Source organism: Uliginosibacterium sangjuense (assembly GCF_059132465.1).
This window is the reverse complement of the sequence record NZ_CP101132.1, coordinates 1,366,526-1,392,527: the sequence shown is the minus strand read 5'-3', so window position 1 is coordinate 1,392,527 and position 26,002 is coordinate 1,366,526. Positions and strand designations below refer to the sequence as shown.

General features: G+C 66.1%; 27 protein-coding genes. 15 read left to right on the top strand and 12 right to left on the bottom strand.

The window, feature by feature from the left end:
• Nucleotides 1–34 precede the first annotated feature (34 nt).
• Both NMB43_RS06395 and NMB43_RS06390 read left to right on the top strand, forming a co-directional pair.
• Complete coding sequence (locus tag NMB43_RS06395) at nt 35–595, top strand: hypothetical protein (protein WP_494351317.1); 561 nt, start codon at nt 35–37, stop codon at nt 593–595.
• A gap of 41 nt (nt 596–636) precedes the next feature.
• Nucleotides 637–1,320, top strand: a complete 684-nt coding sequence (locus NMB43_RS06390; protein WP_494351316.1) for a Fe2+-dependent dioxygenase — start codon at nt 637–639, stop codon at nt 1,318–1,320.
• Nucleotides 1,321–1,495: 175 nt separating this feature from the next.
• Here the strand turns inward: NMB43_RS06390 and rph are convergent, their stop codons facing one another.
• The 3 genes from rph to NMB43_RS06375 form a co-directional block, all read right to left on the bottom strand.
• On the bottom strand, nt 1,496–2,212 hold the full coding sequence (gene rph / locus NMB43_RS06385) for a ribonuclease PH (RefSeq protein WP_494352123.1): 717 nt from the start codon (nt 2,210–2,212) through the stop codon (nt 1,496–1,498).
• A gap of 162 nt (nt 2,213–2,374) precedes the next feature.
• Nucleotides 2,375–3,307, bottom strand: a complete 933-nt coding sequence (locus NMB43_RS06380; protein WP_494351315.1) for a PP2C family protein-serine/threonine phosphatase — start codon at nt 3,305–3,307, stop codon at nt 2,375–2,377.
• On the bottom strand, nt 3,304–4,257 hold the full coding sequence (locus tag NMB43_RS06375) for a serine/threonine protein kinase (RefSeq protein WP_494351314.1): 954 nt from the start codon (nt 4,255–4,257) through the stop codon (nt 3,304–3,306). Before NMB43_RS06375 ends, NMB43_RS06380 begins: the two co-directional genes overlap by 4 nt.
• Nucleotides 4,258–4,525: 268 nt before the next feature.
• On the opposite strand from NMB43_RS06375, the gene NMB43_RS06370 reads away from it, so the two are divergent.
• Genes NMB43_RS06370 through NMB43_RS06350 form a run of 5 tightly spaced genes read left to right on the top strand, consistent with a single transcriptional unit; the run spans nt 4,526 to nt 8,857 of the window.
• A complete protein-coding gene (locus NMB43_RS06370; RefSeq protein ID WP_494351313.1) occupies nt 4,526–5,392 on the top strand; it encodes a YicC/YloC family endoribonuclease in 867 nt (288 codons plus the stop codon).
• Nucleotides 5,393–5,400: 8 nt separating this feature from the next.
• On the top strand, nt 5,401–6,009 hold the full coding sequence (gene gmk, locus NMB43_RS06365) for a guanylate kinase (protein WP_494351312.1): 609 nt from the start codon (nt 5,401–5,403) through the stop codon (nt 6,007–6,009).
• A gap of 30 nt (nt 6,010–6,039) precedes the next feature.
• Nucleotides 6,040–6,246, top strand: coding sequence for a DNA-directed RNA polymerase subunit omega (rpoZ, locus tag NMB43_RS06360; protein ID WP_494351311.1), 207 nt, complete (start codon nt 6,040–6,042; stop codon nt 6,244–6,246).
• Between the two features lie 43 nt (nt 6,247–6,289).
• Nucleotides 6,290–8,620 carry a RelA/SpoT family protein gene (locus NMB43_RS06355; protein WP_494351310.1) on the top strand — a complete coding sequence of 777 codons (2,331 nt, stop codon included), beginning with the start codon at nt 6,290–6,292 and terminating at the stop codon, nt 8,618–8,620.
• Between the two features lie 48 nt (nt 8,621–8,668).
• The gene (locus tag NMB43_RS06350; RefSeq protein ID WP_494351309.1) at nt 8,669–8,857 is read left to right on the top strand and encodes a DUF3460 family protein; all 189 of its coding nucleotides are present in this window, start codon (nt 8,669–8,671) and stop codon (nt 8,855–8,857) included.
• Between the two features lie 88 nt (nt 8,858–8,945).
• Here the strand turns inward: NMB43_RS06350 and NMB43_RS06345 are convergent, their stop codons facing one another.
• Genes NMB43_RS06345 through aroG form a run of 6 tightly spaced genes read right to left on the bottom strand, consistent with a single transcriptional unit; the run spans nt 8,946 to nt 15,062 of the window.
• Complete coding sequence (locus NMB43_RS06345) at nt 8,946–10,250, bottom strand: mechanosensitive ion channel family protein (RefSeq protein WP_494351308.1); 1,305 nt, start codon at nt 10,248–10,250, stop codon at nt 8,946–8,948.
• 12 nt (nt 10,251–10,262) lie between these two features.
• Nucleotides 10,263–11,528, bottom strand: coding sequence for an RsmB/NOP family class I SAM-dependent RNA methyltransferase (locus NMB43_RS06340; RefSeq protein ID WP_494351307.1), 1,266 nt, complete (start codon nt 11,526–11,528; stop codon nt 10,263–10,265).
• 5 nt (nt 11,529–11,533) lie between these two features.
• Entirely contained in the window at nt 11,534–12,655 is a 1,122-nt protein-coding gene (locus NMB43_RS06335; protein ID WP_494351306.1) for a DUF3108 domain-containing protein, read from the bottom strand.
• Between the two features lie 11 nt (nt 12,656–12,666).
• Nucleotides 12,667–13,308 (bottom strand): phosphoribosylglycinamide formyltransferase, encoded by a 642-nt coding sequence (gene purN / locus NMB43_RS06330; RefSeq protein ID WP_494351305.1) that lies wholly within the window; start codon nt 13,306–13,308, stop codon nt 12,667–12,669.
• Nucleotides 13,309–13,310: 2 nt separating this feature from the next.
• A complete protein-coding gene (locus NMB43_RS06325) occupies nt 13,311–13,958 on the bottom strand; it encodes a DedA family protein (RefSeq protein ID WP_494351304.1) in 648 nt (215 codons plus the stop codon).
• 24 nt (nt 13,959–13,982) lie between these two features.
• Nucleotides 13,983–15,062, bottom strand: coding sequence for a 3-deoxy-7-phosphoheptulonate synthase AroG (gene aroG, locus NMB43_RS06320; protein WP_494351303.1), 1,080 nt, complete (start codon nt 15,060–15,062; stop codon nt 13,983–13,985).
• A gap of 121 nt (nt 15,063–15,183) precedes the next feature.
• On the opposite strand from aroG, the gene NMB43_RS06315 reads away from it, so the two are divergent.
• From NMB43_RS06315 to NMB43_RS06285, 7 genes are all read left to right on the top strand, one after another.
• Nucleotides 15,184–15,831, top strand: coding sequence for a paraquat-inducible protein A (locus NMB43_RS06315; protein ID WP_494351302.1), 648 nt, complete (start codon nt 15,184–15,186; stop codon nt 15,829–15,831).
• Nucleotides 15,828–16,445, top strand: coding sequence for a paraquat-inducible protein A (locus NMB43_RS06310; protein WP_494351301.1), 618 nt, complete (start codon nt 15,828–15,830; stop codon nt 16,443–16,445). The genes NMB43_RS06315 and NMB43_RS06310 overlap by 4 nt, the downstream gene beginning before the upstream one ends.
• Nucleotides 16,438–18,087 carry a PqiB family protein gene (locus NMB43_RS06305; RefSeq protein WP_494351300.1) on the top strand — a complete coding sequence of 550 codons (1,650 nt, stop codon included), beginning with the start codon at nt 16,438–16,440 and terminating at the stop codon, nt 18,085–18,087. Before NMB43_RS06310 ends, NMB43_RS06305 begins: the two co-directional genes overlap by 8 nt.
• Entirely contained in the window at nt 18,084–18,692 is a 609-nt protein-coding gene (locus NMB43_RS06300) for a PqiC family protein (protein WP_494351299.1), read from the top strand. The genes NMB43_RS06305 and NMB43_RS06300 overlap by 4 nt, the downstream gene beginning before the upstream one ends.
• Before the next feature lie 101 nt (nt 18,693–18,793).
• Entirely contained in the window at nt 18,794–19,900 is a 1,107-nt protein-coding gene (locus NMB43_RS06295) for a branched-chain amino acid ABC transporter substrate-binding protein (protein WP_494351298.1), read from the top strand.
• Between the two features lie 82 nt (nt 19,901–19,982).
• The gene (locus tag NMB43_RS06290) at nt 19,983–20,405 is read left to right on the top strand and encodes a CidA/LrgA family protein (RefSeq protein ID WP_494351297.1); all 423 of its coding nucleotides are present in this window, start codon (nt 19,983–19,985) and stop codon (nt 20,403–20,405) included.
• Nucleotides 20,402–21,097 (top strand): LrgB family protein, encoded by a 696-nt coding sequence (locus NMB43_RS06285; protein WP_494351296.1) that lies wholly within the window; start codon nt 20,402–20,404, stop codon nt 21,095–21,097. Before NMB43_RS06290 ends, NMB43_RS06285 begins: the two co-directional genes overlap by 4 nt.
• Before the next feature lie 19 nt (nt 21,098–21,116).
• On the opposite strand, the gene NMB43_RS06280 is transcribed toward NMB43_RS06285, so the two are convergent.
• The 3 genes from NMB43_RS06280 to aceK all read right to left on the bottom strand — a co-directional run bounded on the left by NMB43_RS06280 (nt 21,117) and on the right by aceK (nt 24,387).
• A complete protein-coding gene (locus NMB43_RS06280) occupies nt 21,117–21,914 on the bottom strand; it encodes a dioxygenase family protein (protein WP_494351295.1) in 798 nt (265 codons plus the stop codon).
• A gap of 106 nt (nt 21,915–22,020) precedes the next feature.
• On the bottom strand, nt 22,021–22,404 hold the full coding sequence (locus tag NMB43_RS06275) for a hypothetical protein (RefSeq protein WP_494351294.1): 384 nt from the start codon (nt 22,402–22,404) through the stop codon (nt 22,021–22,023).
• Nucleotides 22,405–22,566: 162 nt separating this feature from the next.
• The gene (gene aceK / locus NMB43_RS06270; RefSeq protein WP_494351293.1) at nt 22,567–24,387 is read right to left on the bottom strand and encodes a bifunctional isocitrate dehydrogenase kinase/phosphatase; all 1,821 of its coding nucleotides are present in this window, start codon (nt 24,385–24,387) and stop codon (nt 22,567–22,569) included.
• 306 nt (nt 24,388–24,693) lie between these two features.
• Here aceK and icd point away from each other — a divergent pair, with 306 nt between their 5' ends.
• Nucleotides 24,694–25,938, top strand: a complete 1,245-nt coding sequence (gene icd / locus NMB43_RS06265) for an NADP-dependent isocitrate dehydrogenase (protein ID WP_494351292.1) — start codon at nt 24,694–24,696, stop codon at nt 25,936–25,938.
• The last annotated feature ends 64 nt before the right edge of the window (nt 25,939–26,002 follow it).

The following is a 26,002-nucleotide window of genomic DNA, read 5'->3' as shown; positions in this document are numbered from 1 at the left end:
ATCTGCGCTTTTTCTTGCCTTTCGGAGACATGCCATGCCTACTCGTTTCGCCTCGTTGCTGACGTTCGGCCTGTTGCTCACGGCCTGTACCACCGCGCCCGTTACCCCGAACTTCAAGGTAGAAAGCCAACAGCAAGGCCCAGCGCTGGGGTCGATAGACAAGCTGTTCATCCTCCATGCGCAGGCCGATGGCTACGACCCTTTGCGCCGCCAGGCCCAGGAGCTGGCCCTGGTCAGCGAACGCCAGCTCCGCGCTCAGGGTTATGCCACCGCAGCGGCGGCCCTACCGGACGCCGACAATGACAGCCTGGGCAGCCTGCAGCAGGCCTTCACCGCCTCAGGAGCCAGTCACCTGATGAGCATCAGCGTCAAGAATGCGAGCGCGCGCAGCTCCGGCGAACTGCTGAGCTACACGGTCGAATACACCTTGCGGGCCCCGGGCCGCTCAAACGGTCGCTGGACTTACCGCGCCCGTCAGGAAGACGGTCGTCCCGAAACCACGGCTCAACTCACCGCGGACTTGATTCGCGCCATGCAGACGGCGGGCATGACTCCGGCATCATCTGCAGGCGCTAGCAACAGCAAGCGCCCCTGAATCCGCCAGGCCAGCCACCGCCACCCAGCGAAGGAAACACCATGATCCTGCACATTCCGAACGTTCTCGACGCCGCCACCCTCGCCCGCTGCCGGCAACTGCTGGCCGAGGCCGACTGGGCGGATGGCCGCATCACTGCAGGCACCCAAGCAGCGGTGGCCAAGAACAACAGGCAACTCCCGGAAGAGAGCCCGCAGGCGCAGGCCCTGCGCGGCATCGTGCTGGAGGCGCTGTCGCGCAACGCACTGTTCTTCACCGCCGCGCTGCCGCGCCGCATCTACCCGCCGCTGTTCAACAACTACAGCGGCGCGACCAACTCCTTCGGCAACCATGTCGACAACGCGATCCGCACCCATCCCGCCAGCGCCCAGCATGTGCGCACCGACATGTCCTTCACCCTGTTCCTGGCGGAACCGGAGGAATATGACGGCGGCGAACTGATCATGGAGGACGGCTTCGGTGGTCGCGCGGTCAAACTGCCGGCCGGCGATCTGGTGCTCTACCCCTCCTACGTCGTGCACCGCGTCGAGCCAGTCACGCGCGGCGCGCGCCTGGCCTGCTTCTCGTGGCTGGAGAGCATGGTGCGCGACCCGCAGCAGCGCACCCTGCTGTACGAACTGGACATGTCCATCCTGGCCTTGCGCCAGGAGCAGGGCGAAACCGACACCGCCGTGCGCCTGACCAGTTGCTATCACAACCTCATGCGCATGTGGGCGACGGTGTAGGGCGGAACTCCGCAGGAGGTTCCGCCATGTGCCTTCGATGATATGCGTGCCGCCAGGCAGCGATCGGGCCGACCGAGAAGTCGCCTGGCGGCGACCGGCGGAACGCCCTGCGGGCTTCCGCCCTACGCCCTTGTGACTCCCCTCGCCCACGGGCGGGAGAGGAGATTCATGCAGATCAGGCGCCCACCGCCGCCTTCTGCAAGGCGATCAACTGGCCAATCCCCTGCTCCGCCAGCCCCAGCAGCGCATCCAGCTCCTGCCGCGAGAACGGCGCGCCCTCGGCCGTCCCCTGCACCTCGACGAACCCCCCGGCGCCGGTCATGACCACGTTCATGTCGGTCTCGCAATCCGAATCCTCGGGGTAGTCCAGGTCCAGCACCGGCTGACCTTGGTAGACGCCCACCGAGATCGCCGCCACCCAGTCCCGCAGCGGCGAGGCGCTCAGCGTACCGGCCGCGATCAGCTTGCCGATGGCATCGTGCAGCGCCACGCAGGCCCCCGTGATCGAGGCCGTGCGCGTGCCGCCATCGGCCTGCAGCACATCGCAGTCGATCGTGATCTGGCGTTCACCCAGCGCGGTCAGATCGACCACCGAGCGCAGGCTGCGACCGATCAGGCGCTGGATCTCCTGGGTACGCCCGGTCTGCTTGCCCTTGGCCGCCTCACGCGCCATGCGCGTATGCGTCGAACGCGGCAGCATGCCGTACTCGGCTGTCACCCAGCCCTGCCCCCTGCCGCGCAGGAAGGGCGGCACACTCTCTTCCACGCTGGCGGTGCACAGCACGCGCGTATCACCAAACTCCACCAGCACCGAACCCTCGGCATGGCGCGTGAAGTTGCGCGTGATGCGCACCTCGCGCAGTTGATCGGGGGCGCGACCGGAGGGACGGATACTCATGGGAAATTACCTGTAGCGAGGGAAACTCAAAATGGAACAGGTCGATGCGGCAGAGGCCGTCGCGAGCGGTTCAAGTTTGAGAGGAGAAGCGCAGCCGTACACGAAGTACGGCGAGCATCGCAGTCTCAAAATTGATCCGCGCAGTAGGCCTATGCCTTATCGACCGGGGTCGAAGCGGGAGTACTTTTTGATCGCCGAGTTGATCTCGTTGATCGCCTGCTCGATGTCGGCATCCGACAAGGCGCTGCCCCCCTCGCCAGGGGCGCGGCTGCGGAAGCCCTCCATCTGCGTCGTGTTGCCATCGAAAGGCATGGTCGCGGTAGAGATGGTCGAGGGCGTTTCCTCGGCGTAATCGTCATGCCAGCGCATGGCCAGCATCGACAGATTGTCGCAGGTGAGCCCGCCACGCGCCTCCGCGCGGTCCATCAGGCGCGGCGACGCGGCCACCACGTCGGCGTCGCCCAGGCGCTCGGCCATCTCGTCATTCTCGAGATTGCCCCACACGCCGTCAGAGCACATCACGATCAGGTCGTTGACGAACAAGGGCACCGGCGAGGAGAACTCGATCTGAGGTGAATGCGTACCGCCCAGGCAACTGAAGATGCGGTTGCGCGCCGGATGGTGCGCCGCCTCTTCCTCGGTGATCAGCCCCTGGTCGATCATCAGTTGCAGGCGCGAGTGGTCACGCGTCTGCGCGATGCTGCGGCCACGCCGGATCAGGTTCAAGCGGGAATCCCCCGCATGCGCCCAGAAGGCTACGCTGTTCTGCACGATGCAGGCCACGATGGTGGTACGCGGCGGCTCTGGCAGGCCCTTGTCGAAGGAGTAGTCGAGGATGGCGTTGTGCGCGTTCGACAGCGAACGCGACAGGAACATCATCTCGTCCTTCAACTGCGGCGTGGCACTGCGCTGGAAGGCTTCGACCAGGTACTGCACCGCGATCTGCGCCGCGATCTCACCGTGCAGGTGGCCGCCCATGCCGTCGGCCAGCACCATCAGCAAGGACTCGCGCGAATAGCTGTAGGCCACGCGGTCCTGGTTGGTCGGCCGGCTTCCCGGCCGGCTCTCTTGGAAAATGGTGAATTTCATCGCTTGCCCATCAGCTCACGCAACCGGTAGCTGATCCGACCGAGAATGGTCGTCGGTTGCTTTGGAACGACGTGCCGGGAGCGCGTCAACAAGGCCTTCTGCAAGGCATACACGCTCTGCGGACGATCCAGCGGGTTGATCTGCAGGCACCAGTCGATGGTTTCCAGCAGGTGGTTCGAGTATTGACCGTTCCAGCGCTTGGTGGCCCACTCGATGGAGTCTTTCTTGATGCGTTCGTCCGAGCGCTGCGGCGCGCAACCGGCGAGACAGGCGTACATGGCCGCCCCGGTGCTGTAGATGTCGCTCCACGGGCCAAGATTCTCGCGCTCGTTGAACTGCTCGGGCGGGGCGAAACCAGGCGTGTACATGGGCTTGAGCATCGGCGTATCGGCCGCCAGGGTCTGGCGCGCCGCGCCGAAGTCCAGCAGCACCGGCGTGCCGTCGTTGCGCAGATAGATGTTGGAGGGCTTGATGTCCAGGTGCAGCAGCTTGTGCGCATGCACCTCGCGCAATCCATTGAGCATGCGGGTGAACACACCGCGGATGAAGCGCTCCTTGATGTGCCCCTTATTGCGGTGGATGAAGTCCTGCAGCGTGCGACCACGCTCGAACTGCATGACCATGTACACGGTGCCGTTGGCGCGGAAGAAATTCAGCACGCGCACCACGTTCGGATGCATCAGCTTGGCCAGCGAGCGGCCTTCCTCGAAGAAGCACTTCATGCCGTAGCGGAAAGCGGCCTGGTGCTCCTCGGTGATCTGCGGCTCGATCTCGCCGGATTTGCGCAGGGCGAGCGAATTGGGCAGGTATTCCTTGATCGCCACCGGCGTGCCATCACTGTCAGTGGCGAGGTAGACGATGGAAAAACCGCCCAGGCTCAATTGCTGCTCGATACGATACTGCTCCAGCTGGAAGCCGGGTGGCAGGGGACTGTTGGCTTGAGACGGCATCTGTCTGGGCGTTAATATCCGGCTGGCGGGCGCATTGTCGGCTTTGGGGCGCGAACTGTAAAGAAACCGTCTCAGAAAAGCCGGCCGCGCCATCGGCACCGCCTCGCTACGGCTCAGGCCGCGGGCGATGCGTCGGCCATTCACGATCGTCGTCGCCCCTGAAAGGCGGGCACTACTCCCGGTTGTCGTGCCTGGATTCAGGCGGCGTCTCATCTTTGTTCTGACTCTCTGCGCTCGTCCTGCGAGCGCCATTACCCTGGAAATTCCTATGGTCTACAGCATGACAGGCTATGCAGTCGTCTCCCGTAATATCGGCCGTGCGCTGATGCAACTGGAGCTGCGCAGCATCAATTCGCGTTATCTCGACCTCGCCTTCCGCATCATCGAAGAGCTGCGCTTTGCCGAGCCCATCGTGCGCGACCAGATCTCCAGCAGCATCACGCGCGGCAAGATCGAATGCCGCATGAACCTGCAGGCCAACGCCGAGCAGACCGCCGAGCTGCGCCTCAACGACACGGCCCTGGGTCAGTTGCGCGAAGCGCAAGCGCGCGTCAGCGCCCTGTTCCCCGAGGCCAAGCCGATGAACGTTGGCGAGATCCTGCGCTGGCCCGGCGTGCTCAGCGAAGACCGCCTGGAGTCCGAGACCCTCACCGCCACGGTGCTGGAACTCGCGCGCGAGGCCGTCGAGGAGCTCCGCGCCAGCCGCGCCCGCGAAGGCGAGAAGCTGGTGGCCATGCTGCGCGACCGAGTGGCGATTATGCGCGAGCGGGTTGCCCGGGCGACCCCTCTCGTCCCCGCCGCGGTAGCCGAATATCGGGAAAAGCTCACCACCCGCCTGCGTGAGGCCGTGGCCACCCTGGACGAAGACCGCATCCGCCAGGAGGTCACGCTGTTCGCCCAGCGCGTCGACGTGGCCGAGGAGCTGACCCGCCTGAACGCCCACCTGGACGAGGTGGAGCGCGTGCTCAAGGCGGGCGGCGCAGTGGGCAAGCGCCTGGACTTCCTGATGCAGGAGCTGAATCGCGAAGGCAACACCCTGGCCTCCAAGTCGGTCTCTACGGAACTCACGAACATTGCCGTAGACCTGAAGGTCTACATCGAGCAGATGCGCGAGCAAGTGCAGAACCTGGAGTAAGCAAGGACATGAGCGGCATCCTCTACATCGTCTCGGCCCCCTCGGGCGCCGGCAAGACCACGCTGGTGCGCGGCCTGCTGGAGCGCGACCGTGGCGTGCGCCTGTCGATTTCCTACACGACGCGCGCACCGCGCGAGGGCGAGCAGGAAGGCGTGGCCTACCACTTCGTGGACATCCCGCGCTTCCTGGCCATGCGCGAGGCGAACGAATTCCTGGAATGGGCCGAGGTTCATGGCAACTATTACGCCACATCGAAGCCCTGGATCGAGGCCCAGCTCGCCGCCGGGAAGGACGTGCTGCTGGAGATCGACTGGCAGGGCGCGCAGCAAGTACGGGGCCTGTTCCCCGACGCCGTCGGCATCTTCATCATGCCACCATCATTCGCCGAGCTGGAATCGCGCCTACGCGGGCGGGGTAAGGACAGCGAAGAAGTCATCGCGCGCCGCCTGGCGGCAGCCGAGGACGAGATGAGGCAGGTGAACCAGTTCGATTACGTTATAATTAACAACGACTTGCCGGAAGCCCAGGCGGACCTCGTCGCGGTCGTCCGCGCGGCCCGCCTGAAAACCCGCATTGCCCGTGTCCGGCACCCGGAAGTATTCCTTCCTGATGCCTGACCGCCATCCCGACTTTTCCTGGAGCCCACCATGGCCCGTATCACGATCGACGATTGCCTGAAAAGAATCCCCAACCGTTTCCAGCTGACCCTGGCCGCCACCTACCGCGCTCGCCAGATCACCAATGGCAGCACGCCGCAGGTCGAGACCGAGCGTGACAAGCCCACCGTGGTCGCGCTGAAGGAGATCGCTGCCGGCAAGGTCGGCCTGGAAATCCTCAACCGCGGGCAGGCCTGAGGCCGCCAAGACCGCACAAGGGATGCAGCACAGGAAGCCCGCCATGGAGCCTTCTCCGCCGCCTGCGTCCCTCCTGCCGCCTGTCGAGTCCGGCCCGCCCCCCATGGGGCCGGCCAGTCTTGAGCCGGATGACGGCGCCACCAAGGGCGCCGGTGAGGCCGTCTCGCACCACCTTTTGAGCCCGGCCGACGCCATCGAGTTCTCACGCCTGCGCGCGCAGGCCGGCCGCTACCTGAAGCAGGACGATGTCGAACGCGTGGAGCAGGCCTTCGCGCTGGCGCTCAAGGCGCACGCCGGGCAGTTCCGCATCAGCGGCGACCCCTACGTTTCCCATCCGCTGGCCGTGGCCGAAATCCTGGCCCAGTGGCATCTCGACCCGCAGGCCCTGATCGCCGGCCTCCTCCACGACGTGATGGAGGACAGCGAGATCACCAAGGACGACATCACGGGTCAGTTCGGTCGCATTGCGGCCGACCTCGTCGATGGCGTCTCCAAGCTGGACCGCATCGAATTCCAGTCCTACGAACAGGCTCAGGCCGAGAACTATCGCAAGATGTTCCTGGCCATGGCGCGTGATGTGCGCGTCATCCTGATCAAGCTGGCCGACCGCCTGCACAACATGCGCACGCTGGACGTGGTGCGCCCCGACAAGCGCCGCCGCATCGCCCGCGAGACGCTGGAGATCTACGCCCCGATCGCCAACCGCCTGGGCCTGAACACGCTGTACCGCGAGCTGCAGGAACTGTCGTTCAAGCATTCACACCCCTACCGCTACCGCGTGCTGGCCAAGGCACTGAAGGAAGCGCGGGGCGACCGCCGCGAACTGGTGGCGCGTCTGATGAACAGCGTGCAGGAACGCCTGCCGGCCTGGGGCGTGGATGCCGAGGTGTATGGCCGTGAAAAGCACCTGTTTGGCATCTACAGCAAGATGATGGAGAAGCGCCTGTCCTTCTCGCAGGTGCTGGACATCTACGGCTTCCGCGTGCTGGTCAAGGATGTGGCGAGCTGCTACCTCGCCCTGGGTGCGCTGCACGAGCTGTACAAGCCGGTGCCGGGCAAGTTCAAGGACTACATCGCGATCCCCAAGGCCAATGGCTACCAGTCGATCCACACCACCGTGATCGGCCCGCTGGGCATGCCGGTGGAGGTGCAGATCCGCACCCTGGAAATGCACGCCGTGGCCGAGAGCGGCGTGGCCTCGCACTGGCTGTACAAGGACGACTCCGAGTCACTGTCGGACCTGCAGCGCAAGACGCACAACTGGCTGCAATCGCTGCTGGAGCTGCAGACCACCTCGGGCGATTCGAGCGAGTTCCTGGAGCACGTGAAGATCGACCTCTTCCCGGGCGACGTCTTCGTGTTTTCGCCCAAGGGCAAGATCTTCAACCTGCCGCGCGGCGCCACCGCCGTTGATTTCGCCTACGCGGTGCACACCGACGTCGGCAACCGCTGCGTGGCCTGTCGCATCAACGGCGAACTGCTGCCGCTGCGCACCGAGCTGAAGAACGGCGACCAGGTCGAGATCGTGACCGCCGGCCACGCCAACCCGAACCCGGCCTGGCTGTCGTATGCGCGCACCGGCAAGGCACGCGCCGAAATCCGTCATTTCCTCAAGACGGCGCAGCAGGCCGAGGCCACCTCGCTGGGCGAGCGCCTGCTGATCCAGGCCCTGCGCCCGCACGGCCACGTGCTTTCCGACATCGGCACCGCGGTGTGGGACCGTTATCTCAAGGATTCCGGCGTCAAGACACGCCACGAGGCGCTGACCGAGATCGGCCTCGGCAAGCGCCTGGCGGCCGTCGTGGCCAAGCGCCTGGCCGAGCTGCAGGAAGGTCACGAGGCGGCCAGCGGAGAGCTGGACCCCAATCGCCCGCGCAACACCAGCCCGATCCTCATCCACGGCGGCGAAGGCATGGCCGTGCAGATGGCGCGCTGCTGCCGCCCAATCCCCGGCGATCCCATCGTGGGCATGATCCGCAAGGGCCATGGCCTGGAAGTACACGTCAACGACTGTCCGGTGCTGACGCGCAACCGCTCGGCCGACCGCGACCGCTGGGTCGACGTGGAATGGGAACTCGGCACCGAGCGCCTGTTCGACGTCACCATCCGCGTGCTGGCCCAGCATCGACGCGGCGTGCTGGCGCGCGTGGCGGCCGCCATCGCCGATCAGGACTCCAACATCCAGAACGTGACCATGGAGTCGGAACGCAACGAGCACACCACGATCAACTTCACGCTGCAAGTACAGAACCGCCTGCACCTGGCGCGCATCATGCGCGGCGTGCGACGCATTCCGGATGTGATCCGGATCGGCCGCGTGCGCAGCGAGAAACCCAGCGAAAAACCCACCAGCGAACGCAAGTCGGGCACCTGAGCCCTCGTCCGCCGCCACGAATTCATTGAAACCCACGGAGAAACCGACATGGCCCTGTACGAATCGGACCACACCAAGTTCATGCGCGAGTGGATGGACAAGCATCCAGAGCAACGCGAGGAGCAACGCGCCGGGCGCGCCCTGTGGTGGGACAAGCCGCAGGAAGTGTCCCGCCAGCAGGAAGTGAAGTCGGCCGCCGTGCCGCAGAAGGCTTACTACTACCAGACCGAGAGCTGATTCCGGCGTCGCCGGCTTCGCCGCGCGGCACCGAGCAGTGCATCAGGCGGCCTCTATGGCCGCCTTTTCGTTGCTGCTGGCGCCTGTGTCAGGAAGCTGCGGCGGCCGACGCGGCTACGACGGCCGTTTCGGCGCTGACCCCGTCGGGCAGACCACCGACGATGCGCACCTCGCGCTGCGGGAAGGGGATTTCCAGACCCTCTTCCTTGAAGCGGCGCCAGATCTCGCGGTTGATGTCGGAGCGGAGCTGGCCGGTGCCGTTCAAGGGATCGTCGATCCACACGCCCAGCTCCAGCGTGATCCCGCTGTCATCGAATGACAGCAGATGGGCCGACGGCGCCGGGTCCTGCAGCACGCGTTCCTGGCCGCCGGCGATCTGCAGCAGCAGGTACAAGGCATGTTCCACGTCGCTCTGGTAGCTCACCTGCACGCGCATCGCGACGCGCGTGCGCGTGGTGGCGAAGGTATCGTTCTGGACCACGGTGCCGACCAGGGTTTCGTTGGGCACGATGTAATGGATGCCGCTGAGCGAACGCACCACCGTGTAGCGCGTGGTGATCTGGGTCACCTCGCCGCGCTGCTCGGCGTTGAGCTGGATGATGTTGCCGAGGCGGATCGAACGATCGAGCAGGATGATGAAGCCGGACACATAGTTGGCCGCGATCTTCTGCATGCCGAAGCCCAGACCCACACCCAGCGCGCCGCCGAAGACCGACAGCGTGGTGATGTCCAGCCCGGCCAGCGACATGCCGACCAGGATGGCCACGAACACCAGCACCGCCTTGAGGAGGCGGGAGAACACCACCTTGAGGTTGGCGTCCAGGGTATTCGCGCCATGCAGGCGATTCTCGGCGATACCGCCCAGCCACAGGGCCAGGATCACCGTGGCCAGGATCGTCACCACGCCCTGCGCGACCTGCCACAGCGTGACCTTGGTCTTGCCGATGGGCATGGCGAAACTGTCGAGCCAGGCGATGACCTCGGGCAGCAAGCCCACGATATCCAGGGCCACCGCAAGCCAGATCAGGGCAGCCAGGGTCTTCTCGAAACTGGCCAGCCAGCCGGAGGGAGAGAACACCCGGCGCAAGGCGAACACCGCCATGCGGATGCCCGCCATCGCGAACAGCAACTGCATGCCCAAGCCCAGCAGTTGAGAAGGCCAGCCCTGGCGATGTGCCACGAAGCGGCATACCGCCAGCAGGCCGATGCCGATCAAAGGGAAGGCCAGGCGCCGCGCGCCCTGCTTCTGGAAGGCATCATCACCCGCGGTTCGCCGTTGCAACCAGGCGGCAGCCAGCCACGCGGCGACGAGTACGACGGCAATCGCCATCAACTGGCGGCGCGCCGACACCTGTTCCATCAGGTCCAGCAGATCGTGCCACATGGCTTCCATGCCGCTTCGCTCCTATGACCGCGTGAACACGGCGGCGAAGAAGCCGTCGGTGCCGTGGGTGGCCGGGTCCAGGTGCAGGCGCTTGCCGGTATCCAGCGCAATCTTCTGCGCCGCCAGCGCCTCGCTGGCCGGCAGCTCGACGAACTCGGGATGCGCCGCGAGGAAAGCGTCAACGATGGCGTCGTTCTCCTCGGCCAGCAGCGAGCAGGTGGCATACACCAGGCGACCGCCTTTCTTCACCAGGCGCGCAGCAGCTTCGAGAATGGCGGCCTGCTTGACCACCAGTTCGGCGATGGCCGATTCATCCTGCCGCCACTTGAGGTCGGGGTTGCGGCGCAGTGTGCCGAAGCCGCTGCAGGGCGCATCGACCAGCACGCGGTCCATCTTGCCGGCCAGGCGCTTGATGCGCTGGTCGTTCTCATGCGCGATGGCGCTGGTCTGCACGTTCTGCAGGCCGGAGCGGGCCACGCGCGGCTTCATGCGGGCCAGACGGCGTTCCGACACATCGAAGGCATACAGGCGGCCGGTGGAGCGCATCAGGCCGCCCAGCAACAGCGTTTTTCCGCCAGCGCCGGCGCAGAAGTCGGTGACCATCTCGCCGCGCTTGGGGGCGACCAGGAAACCCAGCAGTTGCGAACCCTCGTCCTGCACCTCGACGCTGCCGTCGCTGAACAAGGGATGACGCTGCAAAGACACGCGGCCGTCCAGGCGGATGCCCAGCGGCGAGTACGGCGTCGCCTCGGCCGCAATGCCCTCTTCCTTGAATCTGGCCAGCACAGCATCGCGTTCGGCCTTGAGCGGATTGACGCGGATGTCGAAGGGCGCGGGCCGGTTCAGCGCGTCGGCCAGCTTCAGCGTGGCTTCTTCGCCGCGCTGTGCGACCAGGCGCTCGGCCAGCCAGTCCGGCATGTCGCAGCGCTCGGCCAGGCTCTCTTCGCGCGTCGCCGCCAAGCCCTTCACGCCGGCCAGCCACTCGCGCTCGCCGCCCGACATCAAGGGCTCCAACTGGCGCAACGAATAGCCCTCGAAACGCATCAGCCAGGCCAGGATCAGTTTGCGCGCACCCACCGCCTCGCCCAGTGCGGCGCGTACCCGGCGCAGGTGGCGCAGCACGCCATAGACGCTCTCCGCCACGAAGGCGCGGTCGCGCGACTGCAGCTTGCGGTTCTCGCGGAAGTAGGCGGACAGCACGGCGTCGGCCGGCTGCTCGAAACGCAGCACGTCATACAAGGCCTCGCCGGCGGCGTCCATTTGTTCAGGGGTGATGCTCACAGCCATGTTTTTCAATCCGTATCAGGTTCAGGTGGGGGGGGCTGACGACGTGCCAGCATGGCCCCCTCGATTTCCACTTGCGCGGCGCGCAGTTCAAGCTTCAGGTCCTGCTTGCGATCTTCAATGAAGATACGCACCGGTGCATTGCGCCAGGCCACAGCCAGGTCCACTTCGATGTACAGCTCACCGCCACGCGCCTCCGCCACGAAGGGACGCACCAGGACGCGGCCGACGGGCAGTTCGCGCTCACGTAGCGCCTTCTGCAATACCGTCACCCGCGCGACCGAGGCACGCGGACTCACGACGAAGATGTCAAAGGCCTCCGCGCTAGCCGGCTGCCCGCCCAGAAAGTGCAGCAGGGACAGGATGTCCAGCGCCACTCCTTTGGCTTCCACCTCGCGCTTGGCGCCATTGCGGTCCTGCCGCACCACCCCGGCAGCATGGTCGAACAGCGATTCGAAATGGCGCGTATTGGCCTGTTCGACGTAGCGTTCGACCCGCAGGTTGTTGCCGACCAGCCGGCCAACGGTTTCCTGCTGTGCATCGTAACGATAGGCAAGGCGGACCAGACCCGCAGAACGCAGGCTCAGGCGCGCATTGTATTGCAGCGCATCGTGAGTCCAGACATGTTCTGCATCCCCCGCCGACAGGCCACTGAGGCTGGCATCGAATTGCACCGCGCCGGCCACCGGCCAGTCACGCAGATCGGTGAGATTGCGCACGCCGTCAGCTGGCGCACTCTGGGCCAGCGGAACCGGCGCCGATTGCGCCAAGGGAGCCGAGGCCGCAACTTCCACCGGGGCCGACGCCGCGGGCGCGGCCGGCAGCACGGGCTCGGACTGCGCAGCCGGGGCGGATTGCAGCGGCGCTACTTCTGCCGCGGCCAACTGGCTCGCGGGCGATTTTTCGCGCCCTTCGGCCCGGCGCGCCGGTGGCCGCGGAGGCGGTTTTGGGGGCGTCGGCGCAATCGCCGCCACTTCGGAAGGCGCAGCCAGCAGGCGCGCCTCGATGCGCAAGGGCTCGCGGTGCTCGGGCAACTGCCAGCCGGGCGCCCCCACCAGGGCCCCCAGATGCAGCACGGCGGAAACGAGGTAGCCGATCTTCAGCGCGCTTCGCGTGTCTTGGGCGCGCACCCAGTCTTCCTTCAGTGATCGAGCGGCGGCACGCACCAGCCGACAGGGGAGTCGCCCTCCCCGGTCAGCCGCACCCGGCCGTCGACCAGGCTCAACCGGCCCTCGACGAACCAGCGCACGGCCTGCGGGTAGATACGATGTTCCTGCACCAGCACGCGCGCCGCCAGGCTGGCCTCGTCATCCCCCGCCAGCACCGGCACCGCGGCCTGGATGACGATGGGGCCGCAGTCGAGCTCGGCGGTCACGAAATGCACGGTTGCACCATGCAGGCGCACGCCGGTCTCCAGGGCCCGCTGATGCGTGTGCAGGCCGGCAAAGGCCGGCAGCAGCGAGGGGTGGATGTTGAGCAGGCGCCCTTCGTAGCGGCGCACGAAACCCTCGGTCAGCACACGCATGAAGCCAGCCAACACGACGAGGTCCGGCTGATGCGCGTCGATGATCTCGGCCAGCGCGGCATCGAAGGCCTCTCTGCTTGGGTAGTGCTTATGGTCGACCAGTTGCGCGACGATGCCCTGCTCGCGTGCGAAGGCCAGCCCGCCGGCGTCGGGGCGGTTGGCGATCACCGCCGCGATGCGCGCGCCGGGAATGCGCGCCCGCACGATGGCTTCCATGTTGGAGCCCCGTCCCGAGACGAGAATGACGATGTTCTTCATGCTCAGGCGGCGCTGGAAGCGCTACGGCTGCGCAGCCAGGCGATGGCCAGCGGCAGCAGCGAGATGGCGATGATGCCCACCACGAACAGCGAGAGGTTGTTCTTGATGACCGGAATGTTGGCGAAGAAGTAGCCGGCCCAGGTCAGCGAGAAGATCCACAGCGCGCCGCCGAAGATGTCCAGCGGCAGGAAGCGGCGGTAGTCCATCGCCGCCACCCCGGCCACGAAGGGGGCGAAGGTGCGGGCCAGCGGCAGGAAGCGCGCGATGATGATGGTCTTGCCACCGTGCTTCTCGAAGAAGGCGTGCGTGTTGTCAAAGGCACGCCGGTTGAAGAAGCGCGACTGCTCCCACTTGAACACGCGCGGGCCGACCGTGCGCCCGATCCAGTAGTTCAGGTTGTCGCCCAGCACGGCGGCCACGAACAGGGTGAAGGCCAGCACGTTGACGTCCATCCCCCCCGCGGCGGCCAGCCCGCCCGCCACGAACAGCAAGGAGTCGCCGGGCAGGAAGGGGAATACCACCAGGCCGGTCTCGCAGAAGATGATGGCGAACAGGATCACGTAGATCCACGCGCCGTACTGCGCCACCAGCATGGCGAGGTACTTGTCCAGGTGCAGGACGATGTCGATGAATTGGGCGATGAGTTCCATGTCGGGGTCCGTACTTGCTTGTCTTTATTCGGCGTCGGCACGACGCACGCGGCGCGTGCGCACGGCTTCGGCCAGCATGTCCAGCAGCTCGACCGAACGCTCCCAGCCGAGGCAGCCGTCGGTGATGCTCTGGCCATACTCCAGCGTCTTGCCGGGCACCAGATCCTGGCGCCCTTCCTTCAGGTGCGACTCGACCATCACGCCCATGATCCGGTCCTCTCCGGCCGCCAGTTGGCCGGCGACGTCCTGTGCGGCTTCGAACTGCAGGGCGTATTGCTTGCGGCTGTTGGCATGCGAGCAGTCGACCATGAGGCGAGCCGCCACGCTGGACGCCGCCAGCTCCTTGCAGGCTTTGTCAACGCTGGCCGCATCAAAGTTCGGTTCCTTGCCGCCGCGCAGGATCACATGGCAATCCTCGTTGCCGGCGGTCGACACGATGGCCGAGTGGCCGGCCTTGGTGACCGACAGGAAATGGTGCGGCGAAGCGGCCGCCTTGATCGCGTCCACCGCGATGCGGATGTTGCCGTCGGTGCCATTTTTGAAGCCGACCGGGCAGGACAGGCCGGAGGCAAGCTCGCGGTGCACCTGGCTTTCGGTGGTGCGCGCGCCGATGGCGCCCCAGGCGATCAGGTCGGCGATGTACTGCGGGGTGATCATGTCGAGGAACTCGGTGGCCGCTGGCAGGCCCAGCTCGTTGACCTCCCACAGCAGCTTGCGCGCCAGGCGCAGCCCCTCGTTGATCTGGAAGCTGCCGTCCAGGCGCGGGTCGTTGATCAGGCCCTTCCAGCCCACCGTGGTGCGCGGCTTCTCGAAATAGACGCGCATCACCACCAGCAGGTCGTCCTTGAGCCTTTCGGTCTGCTCCTTGAGACGCCCCGCGTACTCCATGGCGGCCTGCGTGTCATGGATCGAACACGGCCCGACGACCACCAGCAGGCGGTCGTCCTGTCCGTGCAGGATGCGATGGATCGCCGCCCGCGCCGCAAAGGTCGTCTGCGCCGCCTTGTCGGAAGCCGGAAACTCACGCAGCACATGGGCCGGCGGAGCCAGTTCCTTGATTTCGCGGATGCGGACGTCGTCGATATGCGGGGTGAGGGCACTCATGGGGGGGAATCCAGGGTGATGAGAGGAGGACCGCATATTTTAGCCGACCCAGCCCCTCCCCGGGCCGCCGACCGGCCGGCGCCGTCATGACTTGGCAGGGCATTCATGCTTCAATGCGCCCATGTCCGCCCATCACCTGATGGCCTGTCCCGACTGCGACCTGCTGCTGCGTGCCGAAGCCCCCGCGCCGGGCGCCGTGACGCGGTGTCCGCGCTGCGATGCCGTGCTGCACCGCCAGTCGTTCCAGGGCCCCGACTTCACGCTGGCCCTGGCCGGCGCGACCCTGATCGTGCAGATCATCGCCAACAGCTTCCCCATCGTGTTGCTGAACCTGCAGGGGCTCAAGAGCAGCGCCACCCTGCCCGGCACCGCCGGCATGCTGCTGGAGCAGGGCTTCGAGACAGTGGCGGTCCTGGTGTTCATGGGAGTCGTGCTGGTGCCGACGCTGCTGCTGTGCTGCACCCTCCACGTCTATGGCGGCCTGTTGCTGGGACGCGTGCTGCCAGGCTTCCGCCACGTCGCGCGCCTGCTCTTCGCGCTGCCGCCCTGGGCCATGATCGAGGTCATGATGCTGGGCATCATCGTCGCCGTGGTGAAACTGCGCGCCTATGCCGATGTCACGCCGGGGCTCGGCCTGTGGGCCTATTGCCTGTTCATGCTGATGTTTACCGCCCTGCTGCCGCGCCTGGACCGGCGCTGGGTATGGGACCGCCACGACGCGCTGCGCAGCGCCGCGACTGAGCGCAGTCCTCTGGCGGAGCAGACATGAGCAGCGCCGCCGAACGCGGGCTGGCCCGCTGTCACATGTGCGAGTTGGTTCAGCGCTTGCCCAGCGGCACGAGCGACGGCATCTGCACGCGCTGCGGGAGCGCGATCCATCTGCGCAAACCCAACAGTCTGGGGCGCACCTGGGCCTTGCTGGTGGCGGCCTACATCCTGTACCTGCCGGCCAACCTGCTGCCGATCATGGAGAGCACCAAGCTCGGGGATGCGCAGATCGACACCATCATGAGCGGTATCATCTACCTGTGGCATGAGGGCAACTGGGATCTCGCCATCATCGTGTTCATCGCCAGCATGGTGGTACCGATCGGCAAGCTGCTTGCGCTCTCCTGGCTGGCGCTGAGCGTCCACTTCGGCCCCTCGCGCCAGCGCCATGCGCGCACCCGCATGTACCGTGCGGTGGAGTTCATCGGCCGCTGGTCGATGCTGGACATCTTTGTCGCCGGCCTGCTCACCGCCCTGGTCAATTTCAACGCGCTGCTGATGGTGCGCGTGCTGCCCGGTGCGGTCGCCTTTGCCGCCGTGGTGGTGCTGACCATGCTGGCGGCATTCTCCTTCGACCCCCGGCTGATCTGGGATACACGACGATACGATGACTGAGCCCCACGCATCCGAACCGACTCCGCTGCCCGATTCCCTGCCGGTGGCAAAACCCCTGCCACGCAAGCGCTGGGTTCCCTCGCTGGTGTGGGTGATTCCGATGCTGGCGCTGCTGGTAGGAGGCGGACTGGCGATCAGCGCCTGGCTCTCGCAAGGACCGCTGATCGAGATCCAGTTCCGCGCCGCGGAAGGCATCGAGGCCGGCAAGACCAAGATCAAGTACAAGGACGTGGAGATCGGCCAGGTCACGGCACTACGCCTCAGCGCCGACCGCAGTGGCGTTGTCGTGCAGGCGCGGCTGGACAAATCGGTCGAGGACCTGCTCGTCGACGACACCCGCTTCTGGATCGTCCGGCCGCGCATCGGCGCTGGCGGCGTCTCAGGCATCGACACCCTGCTGACCGGAGCCTACATCGGCCTCGACTTCGGCAAGTCGAGCGAGTCGCGCACCGAATTCGTCGGGCTGGAAACCCCGCCCATCCTCACCTCCGGCCTGCCTGGTCGCTCGTTCAAGTTGCGTGCCGACGACCTGCGCTCGATCGGCTATGGCACGCCGGTGTACTTCCGTCGCCTGGAGGTCGGGCGCGTGGTCGCTTACCAACTGGATCAGAACGGCCAGGGCATCACCGCCCAGGTCTTCATCGACGCGCCCTACGATCAGTATGTCACCACCAGTACGCGCTTCTGGTCGACCAGTGGCGTCGAGGTGTCACTGGATGCGCAGGGCTTCCGCATGAGCACCGAGTCCCTGTCCTCGGTACTAGTCGGCGGTATCGCCTTCGGCGAGCCCACCGCCGCACCGGCGGCACCACGCGCAGCAGAGAACGCGGGATTCCGCCTGCATCCAGGCCGCGACCAGGCCATGCGCGAACCCGACGGCCGCGCCGAAGACCTCGTGCTGGTGTTCAGCGAGTCGGTACGCGGGCTGGAAGTCGGCGCCCCAGTGGATTTCCGCGGCATCGTGGTGGGCGAAGTCCGCAGTATCGGCGTGAACTACAACCCGCAGACGCGGGTCATCAATGTGCCGGTCACCGTGCGCATCTACCCGGAGCGCCTGTCCGACCGCTTCACCGGCAAGGAGACGCCGGAACGTGCCGGCATCCATCCTGACAACCAGCTCGCATCCCTGGTCGAGGCCGGCCTGCGCGGCCAGTTGCGCCTGGGCAGCCTGCTCACCGGCCAGCTCTACATTGCGCTGGACTTCTTCCCCAAGGCGCCCAAGGTACGGGTCGACGCGCGCCGCCAGCCGCGCGAATTGCCCACCGTGGCCAGCGGTACGGTGGAACTGCAAGCCACGGTCACCAGCATCGCCAACAAGCTGGACGCGATCCCCTTCCAGGAACTCGCGGCCGACCTGCGGCAGGCCCTGCAATCGCTCGACAAACTGGTGCAACAGGCTGATCGGACGCTGGCGCGGGTGGACGACGAGACCCTGCCGGAGCTGCGCGCGACCCTGGCCCAGGCACAACAGACCTTATCGACCGCCAATCGCACCCTGGACGACACCGCCCCGCTCAAGCAGGACCTGCGCGAAACCCTGCAGGAGGTTCGCCGTGCCGCCAGTTCGCTACGCACCCTGAGCGACTACATCGAGCGCCACCCGGAAGCGCTGCTACGCGGCAAGAAGGAGGAAAAACAGTGAGCTTCGCGCGCACCGTAATCAGCCTGTTCGCGCTGCTGACGCTGGTCGCCTGCAGCACCGCCGACGTCCCGCCACGCTACTACTCCCTGGCCCTGCCCACCGCCGCTGCGCCGATGGCGGCCACACCAGCGGTGCAGGTGGCCATTGCCTCGGTCAGCCTGCCCGAAGCGCTGGACCGCTCCAATCTGGTGCTGCGCAGCTCGCCCACCCGCATCGAGGTGATGGACAACGACCGCTGGGCCGAAGGCCTGCGCTACGAGATTCCGCGTGTCCTGGCCGCCCGCCTGAATGCGCTGCAGACGCATGCCGGCGTCAGCCACTTTCCGCAAGCAGCAGCGGACCGCGCCGACTACGCACTGGATCTGGACGTACAAGCGCTGGACGCCGAGCGCGGCCAGAGCGTACGGTTGAGCCTGCGGTGGAGCCTGCGCCCGGCGCGTGGCGAAGGCCCGCCCCTGCGCAGCGTCCAGGCGCAATACAGCGCCGCCCCGCGCGACACCAGCGTGGACGCCATCGTGGCGGCCACCGGCGACGCGCTGGACCAGTTCGCGCGGGAACTTGCCCCACAGCTCGGCGCTCTACCGCCTCTCGCGGCCAAACGCTGACCCGCATCAGCATTCCGCCCCGCTACGGCGTCCATACTGCAAACGAGGCAGATTCGACTGCCCAACCCTGATCACATCCATCACGCACGGAGAATCCGCACATGAAGCGAATCGCACTCGCCATCGCGCTGCTCGGCCTGGCCAGCGCCGCCTCAGCCGACATCGTCGTCAAGATCGGCCACGCCGGCCCCACCACCGGCCCGCTGGCGCACATCGGCAAGGACGGCGAGAACGGCGCCCGCCTGGCGATCGAAGACGCCAATGCCAAGGGCATCACCCTGGGCGGCCAGAAGGTCAAGTTCGAGCTGGTCGGCGATGACGACCAGGCCGACCCGCGCACCGCCACCACGGTGGCCCAGCGCTTTGCCGACGGCGGCATCAAGGGGGTGGTGGGCCATGTGACCTCGGGCGCCTCGATCCCCGCCTCGCGCGTCTACAACCAGGCCGGCATCCCGGTCATCACGCCCTCGTCCACCAATCCCAAGCTGACCGAGCAGGGCTTCAAGGTGACCTTCCGCGTGATCGCCAACGACCTGCAGCAGGGCGCCGCCATGGCCAGCTACGCCAAGACCATGGGCATCAAGAAGCTGGCCATCATCGACGACCGTACCGCCTATGGCCAGGGCCTGGCCGACGCGCTGGCCGAGAGCCTCAAGCAACGTGGCATCGAGGTGGTGGGCCGTGACTTCACCAACGACAAGGCCACCGATTTCATGTCCATCCTGACCCGCCTGAAGGGCAAGAACCCGGATGCAATCTTCTACGGCGGCATGGACGCCCAGGCCAGCCCGATGCTCAAACAAGTACGCCAGCTCGGTATGAAGGTCACCTTCCTCGGTGGCGACGGCGTGTGTACCGGCGAGATGCTCAAGCTCGCGGCCGCCTCGCTCGACGACAAGGTGTTCTGTACCCAGGCCGGCATTCCAATGGAAAAGATGCCCGGCGGCGCGCAGTTCCGTGAGCGCTTCAAGAAGCGCTTCGGCGGCGATGTGCAGCTCTACGCGCCGTACAGCTATGACGCAGCGATGAGCCTGATCGAAGCCATGAAGGCGGCCGACTCGCCCGAGCCCGCCAAGTACCTGCCGGCCCTGGCCAAGCTCAAGAGCAAGGGCGTCACCGGCAACATCGCGTTCGACACCAAGGGCGACATCCAGGAAGGCGGTATCACGCTGTACGCCTACAAGGCTGGCAAGTGGGTCGCCCAGTAATCGTCTGAGCTGTGCGGAGGCCCGGCGCGATCCGGGCCTCCGGTTTTTCTGCCTGGTGCTGCACACCTGCCGCCCCTGCTCCATGCCATCCCCCTCCTCCGCCTCCCCCCTCCTGCCCAAGCTGCAGCGTGCCACACGCATCGCGCTCCAGGTGCTCGCCCTGAGCCTGCTGTGGTGGCTGGCTGACTGCTTGTCACATGCTTTCCTGCCTGGGATTCCGGGCAGCGTGCTGGGCATGGCCCTGCTGCTGGCTGCACTCGCCAGCGGCCTGGTCAAAGCGGACTGGCTCGCCGCCGGCACGGCCTGGCTGCTGGGCGAACTGCTGCTGTTCTTCATCCCGGCAGTGATCGCGATCGTGGATTACGGCGATTTCGTGCGTCTCTACGGCCTGGCCCTGGTGGCTATCATCGTGCTCAGCACCCTGGCCGTGATGGCCGCCACTGCGCTGGCGGTGGAATTCACCGTGCGCCGCTTCGGCCGACAGGACGAGGAGCACGAGGCATGAGCGCACTCCACGCGCACCTGCTGCCCAGCCTGTGCCTGCTGGCCACCCTGGGCCTGTACTTCGGGGCCAAGCGCCTGTACCGGCGCTGGCCGCGCTGGTGGAGCTCGCCGATGATCCTGGTGCCGACCGTGTTGATCGCCGGCCTGCTGCTGGCGCGCATTCCGTATGGGACCTACACGCAGTACAGCCACTGGCTGACCTGGCTACTGGGGCCGGCCACGGTGGGCTTCGCCCTGCCGATCTACGAGTACCGCGCGGTGATCCGGCGCCACTGGCTGGCGCTCAGCGTCGGCGTCACGGTCGGTCTCAGCGTGGCCCTGCTCACCAGCGTGGGCCTGGCCCGCCTGCTGGGCCTGGCCGATGTGCTGGCACGCAGCCTGGCCATGCGCTCGGTGAGCACGCCCTTCGCCATGTTGGGCGCACCGCTGGCCGGTGGCGCGGCCGACATCGCAGCAATCTGCGTGGTGATCACCGGCGTGTTCGGCGCCATCGCGGGCGAATGGCTGCTGGGTTGGCTGCCGGTGAAGAGCCCGCTGGCGAAAGGCGCCCTGTTCGGCGTCGCCGCGCACGGCGTGGGTACGGCCAAGGCCTATAGCCGCGACGCCGAGGAAGGCATGATCGCCAGCCTGACCATGGTGATCTCCGGCGTGATCATGGTGCTGATCGCGCCCTGGCTCGCCTACCTCCTCTGACAAACCAAGCGCGCGGCGTTCAGGCCGGATCGAAGCGATAGGCATCCATCGCCAGCGCCGGCCCGTCGAATCCACTCAGCACCGAGTGGGCGCGGTAAGCCTCGCCGGCCGCCCCCAAGGCCACGAACAGCGGCAGGAAGTGCTCCGGCGTGGGGTGTGCGCGGCGCGCGCCCGGTGCGGCCTCCCATTCCAGCAGCTCGGCGACGCGGCCCGCCAGTACGCGCGCATCCACCCAGTCACGGAAGGCCTGCGCATAGTCCAGCGGAGCCGGCGCGCCCTGGTGGCGGAAGAAGTCGCCGAGGTTGTGGGTCATGTGTCCGGAAGCAATGATCAGCACGCCTTCGGCCGCCAAGCCGCGCAGTGCGACGCCGACGGCGTGGTGACGCCGCGCATCGCCGCCAGCCTGCAAGGCCAGTTGGAGGACCGGGACATCGGCCTGCGGAAACATGTGCAGCAGCGGCACCCAGGCGCCGTGGTCCAGCCCGCGCGTGGCATCGGTACCCGCTGCGATGCCGGCGGCCTGCAAGCGCGCCGCCAGGGTCTCGGCCAGTACAGGTGCGCCCGGTGCCGGGTAGCGCAAGCGATACAGGGCCTCCGGGAAACCGCCGAAGTCATGGATCGTGCGCGGTGCGGCACTTGCCGTCAGCGTGGGATTCGCGGCCTCCCAGTGCGCCGACACCATCAGGATCGCGCGGGGCCGCGGCAGCGTAGCCGCCACCGCCTGCCAGGCGCGGCCGGCGGCGCCAGCCTCGACCGCATGCATGGGCGAACCGTGGGACAGGAAGAGGATGGGTTGGGGTTGGGGGGCGGTGTTCATGGCGACATCCTGGTTAGATGTGGCCATTGTGCGAGCAGCCTGTCCGCACCAGAAGCCATGTCACCGGGATTGATCGTTCCTCGCCCGGAACAATCCTGCGAGTCAATCAGAACGGCCAGGTGCCTTCGGGACAATTGACGTCCGCCGGGCGGAAGGCCGAGGGCGGGGTGCAGTCGCGGCAGGCGCAGCGCACACCACGGGCATTGATGCCGGCCCACAGGCGCAGCGCGGGGGCGCCGCCGCTCAACACATAGAGACGACGCGCTTCATCTGTACGGTAGGAGAACTGCATGCCACTCGCCGGCGGCAGCGGGATCGCGGGCGGGAAACGCTGCTCCGCGTCGCGGCTGCGCTGCAACTGCTCAGCCTGGCCCAGCAGGCTGTCACGCAGTTGCTTGCCGCGCGCGCGGCCGACCTGGGCCTGATAAGCCAGCCAGGATGCCGCCACGAACACCATGATGACCAGCAGATAGACCCCGGCCTCCAGCATCCACGTCCCCCGCTGGGCACGCCTGCTCTGCGGCCGGCGACGCTGGCCTACGTCCCCCCGTAGTCCCCCGCTCACCTGATCCCCGACTTGCTTGTTGTTATGCGTTTGAACGATACACCACAAACACTAATTACAACAAAATCAAGGGAAAGCAAATGAAGCTCAGTCCTCCGCCTGCGCCCATTCGAGCGCTGGCGACACTTCCGCCCCCAGACCGCGCGCACCGAAGCGCAGCGCCTGCGGGTAGGGGAAGAAGTCCTCGACATGTCCCTCGCGCAAGCGCTGCTGGGTGCGCTGCCAGAACTCGGGGGTCAGGAGGTCCGGGTGGTACCTCATGAAGGCGTTGCGCACCCGCGGCAGGCCCAGCAGGAAGGTGCCGAACTCTTCGGGGAACACGTCGTTGCGCGCCACCGCGTACCAGATCTCGCCGCTCATCTCGGCTTCGGGGTTGGGCGGTGGCGGCACGCTGCGGAAGTGACAGTCGGTCATGAACTCGATCTCGTCGTAGTCGTAGAACACGACGCGGCCGTAGCGGGTGACGCCGAAGTTCTTCCACAGCATGTCGCCCGGGAAGATGTTGGCCTGCGCCATCTCGCGGATGGCATTGCCGTATTCGCGCACGATGTGGTCGGTCTGCGCCTCGTCGGCCGTCTGCAGGTAGATGTTCACCGGCGTGAGGCGCCGCTCGATGTACAGGTGGCGGATGACGATGGAATTGCCCTCCTCCTCGATGCTCTCCGCCGCCAGCTCGCGCAGTTCGGCGATCACCTCGGGCTGGAAACGATGCTTGGGCAGGGCCACCGACGAGAACTCCAGGGTGTCGGCCATGCGCCCCACGCGGTCGACCTCCTTCACCATGTGGTACTTGCGCTTGACCGTCTCCGGGTCCATCTCCTTGCGGATCGAGCGCGGGTCCTTGATGACCTTGAACACATAGGGAAAGGAGGGCAGCGTGAACACCGCCATGACCATGCCGCGGATGCCCGGCGCGATGATGAATTGGTCGTTCGAGTGCTGCAGATGGGTCATCAGGTCGCGGTAGAACATGGTCTTACCCTGCTTGCCCAGCCCCAGCATGGTGTACAGCTCGGAGCGCGGCTTGCTGGGCATGATGGAGCGCAGGAACTGCACATAGCCCGAGGGCACTTCCATATCCACCATGAAGTAGGCGCGCGACAGCGAGAACAGCAGCGAGATGCGCCAAGGCTCAAGGATGATGGTGTCGACGTAGAGCCCCTGCTCGCCACGCCGCACCACCAGCGCGAAGGGGTATTCGCGGTAACCGTTGATGGCCTTGCCGATGATGTAAGCCGTCTTGTTGCGGTAGAAGGCCGAGTGCAGCACCTGGATCTGCGCATTGAACTCGGGCGCCGGCCAGCCGCCGCGCAGATGGCGCGCCACCGCCAGCAGGATGTGGTTCACATCGCGCCGCAGGTTCTCGAAGGGCACCCCCCAGCCAAAATCCTCGATGATCTTCTGGATGGTCTGGCGCAGGCCCGCTTGCTGCGGGTAGTAGCTGGACCAGGTGGGCGGGTAGGAGTGGATGAACTCGGTGGAGATCGCCGGCCGCGCGAAGATGTAGTCGTTGTGGAAGTAGGTGCGGTGCAGGATGCGGCAGCACACCGAATTGAAGAAGGTTTCGGCCAGCTCCGGCTGCTTGTGGTTGATGAGCTGGCCGATGAAGAACAGCTTGACCTGCTGCCAGGTCTCGTCCGGCAGGTTCTCGGCATCGAACTCGCGCAGCAGGCGTGCGGTCGTCTCGCCGACCCGCGCGTCGTAGAACTCGACGCGCTCCTTCACCGCGCGCAGCTCACCCTGCCAATCGGCCTGCTCGAAGCGCGTCTTGGCCAGGCGCGTGGTGCTGCGGAAGATCCAGTAGTGGTTGTTGAAGCCTTCGATCAGGGCGAGCGCGATGGCGCGCGCCGCCCCTTCTCCGGCCACCGAAGTGTCGGCATCGCGGAACGCGGAACGGAAATCGCTCATGAGGTGCCTCCTGGCGAACTCAGCACGGCGCCCCCCAGGGGCACCGAGCAAGCTTCATGTCAGGCGCGGTCCTTAGGCTTGCACCTGCGGACGACGGCCCGCCCTCATTGTGCACCGCACAGAACGGGTCTGTACAAGGGGGACAATCCCTTTTCGCCAAGTCTTATATAAGTCTTGGCCGGATGCTAGAATGACGTGCTTGCGGCGAGAGGGCCCACCCCCTGCCGCCAACCGAGTCCGGCCAGAAGTCCCCGCTTGTCCCCGGCCGGATCCCCCAGACTGACAAACCTAGAGGAAGCCAGAAACATGAGCGCATCGCTGATCAAGGTCCCCGCCGGCGGCCAGAAGATCGTCCCGGGCCAACCGATTCCCAACAACCCGATCATCCCCTTCATCGAAGGCGACGGTATCGGCGTGGACATCACCCCGGTGATGATCAAGGTCATCGATGCGGCGGTGGAAAAGGCCTACGGCGGCCAGAAGAAGATCCACTGGATGGAAGTCTATGCCGGCGAAAAGTCGACCAAGCTGTACGGCGAGAACGAATGGTTCCCGGCTGAAACCTTCCAGGCCCTGAAGGACTACTCCATCTCCATCAAGGGCCCGATGACCACCCCCGTCGGCGGCGGCATCCGTTCGCTGAACGTCGCCCTGCGCCAGGAACTGGACCTGTACCAGTGCGTGCGCCCGGTGCGCTACTTCAACGGCGTGCCCTCGCCCCTGAAGCGCCCTGACCTGGTCGACATGGTGATCTTCCGTGAGAACACCGAAGACATCTACGCAGGCGTCGAATGGGCAGCCGGTTCCGAGCAGGCCAACAAGGTCATCAACTTCTTCAAGACCGAGATGGGCGTGAAGAAAATCCGCTTCACCGACGACTGCGGCATCGGCGTCAAGCCCGTGTCCAAGCAAGGCACCGAGCGCCTGGTGCGCGCCGCCATCAAGTACGCGATCGACAACGACCGCAAGAGCGTGACCCTGGTGCACAAGGGCAACATCATGAAGTTCACCGAAGGCGCCTTCCGCGACTTCGGCTACGCCCTGGCCAAGAACGAATTCGGCGCGGTGGAGATCGACGGCGGACCGTGGTGTTCGTTCAAGAACCCGAAGACGGGCCGCGACATCATCGTCAAGGACGTGATCGCCGATGCCTTCCTGCAGCAAATTCTGCTGCGCCCGGCCGAGTACGACGTGATCGCCACGCTGAACTTGAACGGCGACTACATCTCCGACGCGCTGGCCGCACAAGTGGGCGGCATCGGCATCGCCCCGGGCGCCAACATCTCCGACCAGTACGCCTGCTTCGAAGCCACCCACGGCACCGCCCCGAAGTACGCCGGCAAGGACTATGTGAACCCCGGTTCGCTGATCCTCTCGGCCGAAATGATGCTGCGTCACATGGGCTGGACCGAAGCCGCCGACCTGGTGATCAAGGGCATGGAAGGCGCCATCAACGCCAAGACCGTGACCTACGACTTCGCCCGTCTGATGGAAGGTGCGACCGAAGTGAAGTGCTCCGCCTTCGGCGACGCGATGATCGCGCAGATGTAACTTGCCGCAGTCCTGGCAAGAAAAAGCCCCGCTCTGGCGGGGCTTTTTCTTTGGGTTACGAATG

Excerpts from the sequence above, each read along its gene's own strand:
- NMB43_RS06395 (WP_494351317.1), top strand. The coding sequence starts at position 35 with ATGCCTACTCGTTTCGCCTCGTTGCTGACGTTCGGCCTGTTGCTCACG.
- NMB43_RS06390 (WP_494351316.1), top strand. The coding sequence starts at position 637 with ATGATCCTGCACATTCCGAACGTTCTCGACGCCGCCACCCTCGCCCGC.
- NMB43_RS06380 (WP_494351315.1), bottom strand. The coding sequence starts at position 3,307 with ATGAAATTCACCATTTTCCAAGAGAGCCGGCCGGGAAGCCGGCCGACC.
- NMB43_RS06375 (WP_494351314.1), bottom strand. The coding sequence starts at position 4,257 with ATGCCGTCTCAAGCCAACAGTCCCCTGCCACCCGGCTTCCAGCTGGAG.
- NMB43_RS06370 (WP_494351313.1), top strand. The coding sequence starts at position 4,526 with ATGGTCTACAGCATGACAGGCTATGCAGTCGTCTCCCGTAATATCGGC.
- gmk (WP_494351312.1), top strand. The coding sequence starts at position 5,401 with ATGAGCGGCATCCTCTACATCGTCTCGGCCCCCTCGGGCGCCGGCAAG.
- rpoZ (WP_494351311.1), top strand. The coding sequence starts at position 6,040 with ATGGCCCGTATCACGATCGACGATTGCCTGAAAAGAATCCCCAACCGT.
- NMB43_RS06355 (WP_494351310.1), top strand. The coding sequence starts at position 6,290 with ATGGAGCCTTCTCCGCCGCCTGCGTCCCTCCTGCCGCCTGTCGAGTCC.
- NMB43_RS06350 (WP_494351309.1), top strand. The coding sequence starts at position 8,669 with ATGGCCCTGTACGAATCGGACCACACCAAGTTCATGCGCGAGTGGATG.
- NMB43_RS06345 (WP_494351308.1), bottom strand. The coding sequence starts at position 10,250 with ATGGAAGCCATGTGGCACGATCTGCTGGACCTGATGGAACAGGTGTCG.
- NMB43_RS06340 (WP_494351307.1), bottom strand. The coding sequence starts at position 11,528 with ATGGCTGTGAGCATCACCCCTGAACAAATGGACGCCGCCGGCGAGGCC.
- purN (WP_494351305.1), bottom strand. The coding sequence starts at position 13,308 with ATGAAGAACATCGTCATTCTCGTCTCGGGACGGGGCTCCAACATGGAA.
- NMB43_RS06325 (WP_494351304.1), bottom strand. The coding sequence starts at position 13,958 with ATGGAACTCATCGCCCAATTCATCGACATCGTCCTGCACCTGGACAAG.
- aroG (WP_494351303.1), bottom strand. The coding sequence starts at position 15,062 with ATGAGTGCCCTCACCCCGCATATCGACGACGTCCGCATCCGCGAAATC.
- NMB43_RS06315 (WP_494351302.1), top strand. The coding sequence starts at position 15,184 with ATGTCCGCCCATCACCTGATGGCCTGTCCCGACTGCGACCTGCTGCTG.
- NMB43_RS06310 (WP_494351301.1), top strand. The coding sequence starts at position 15,828 with ATGAGCAGCGCCGCCGAACGCGGGCTGGCCCGCTGTCACATGTGCGAG.
- NMB43_RS06305 (WP_494351300.1), top strand. The coding sequence starts at position 16,438 with ATGACTGAGCCCCACGCATCCGAACCGACTCCGCTGCCCGATTCCCTG.
- NMB43_RS06295 (WP_494351298.1), top strand. The coding sequence starts at position 18,794 with ATGAAGCGAATCGCACTCGCCATCGCGCTGCTCGGCCTGGCCAGCGCC.
- NMB43_RS06290 (WP_494351297.1), top strand. The coding sequence starts at position 19,983 with ATGCCATCCCCCTCCTCCGCCTCCCCCCTCCTGCCCAAGCTGCAGCGT.
- NMB43_RS06285 (WP_494351296.1), top strand. The coding sequence starts at position 20,402 with ATGAGCGCACTCCACGCGCACCTGCTGCCCAGCCTGTGCCTGCTGGCC.
- NMB43_RS06280 (WP_494351295.1), bottom strand. The coding sequence starts at position 21,914 with ATGAACACCGCCCCCCAACCCCAACCCATCCTCTTCCTGTCCCACGGT.
- NMB43_RS06275 (WP_494351294.1), bottom strand. The coding sequence starts at position 22,404 with ATGCTGGAGGCCGGGGTCTATCTGCTGGTCATCATGGTGTTCGTGGCG.
- aceK (WP_494351293.1), bottom strand. The coding sequence starts at position 24,387 with ATGAGCGATTTCCGTTCCGCGTTCCGCGATGCCGACACTTCGGTGGCC.
- icd (WP_494351292.1), top strand. The coding sequence starts at position 24,694 with ATGAGCGCATCGCTGATCAAGGTCCCCGCCGGCGGCCAGAAGATCGTC.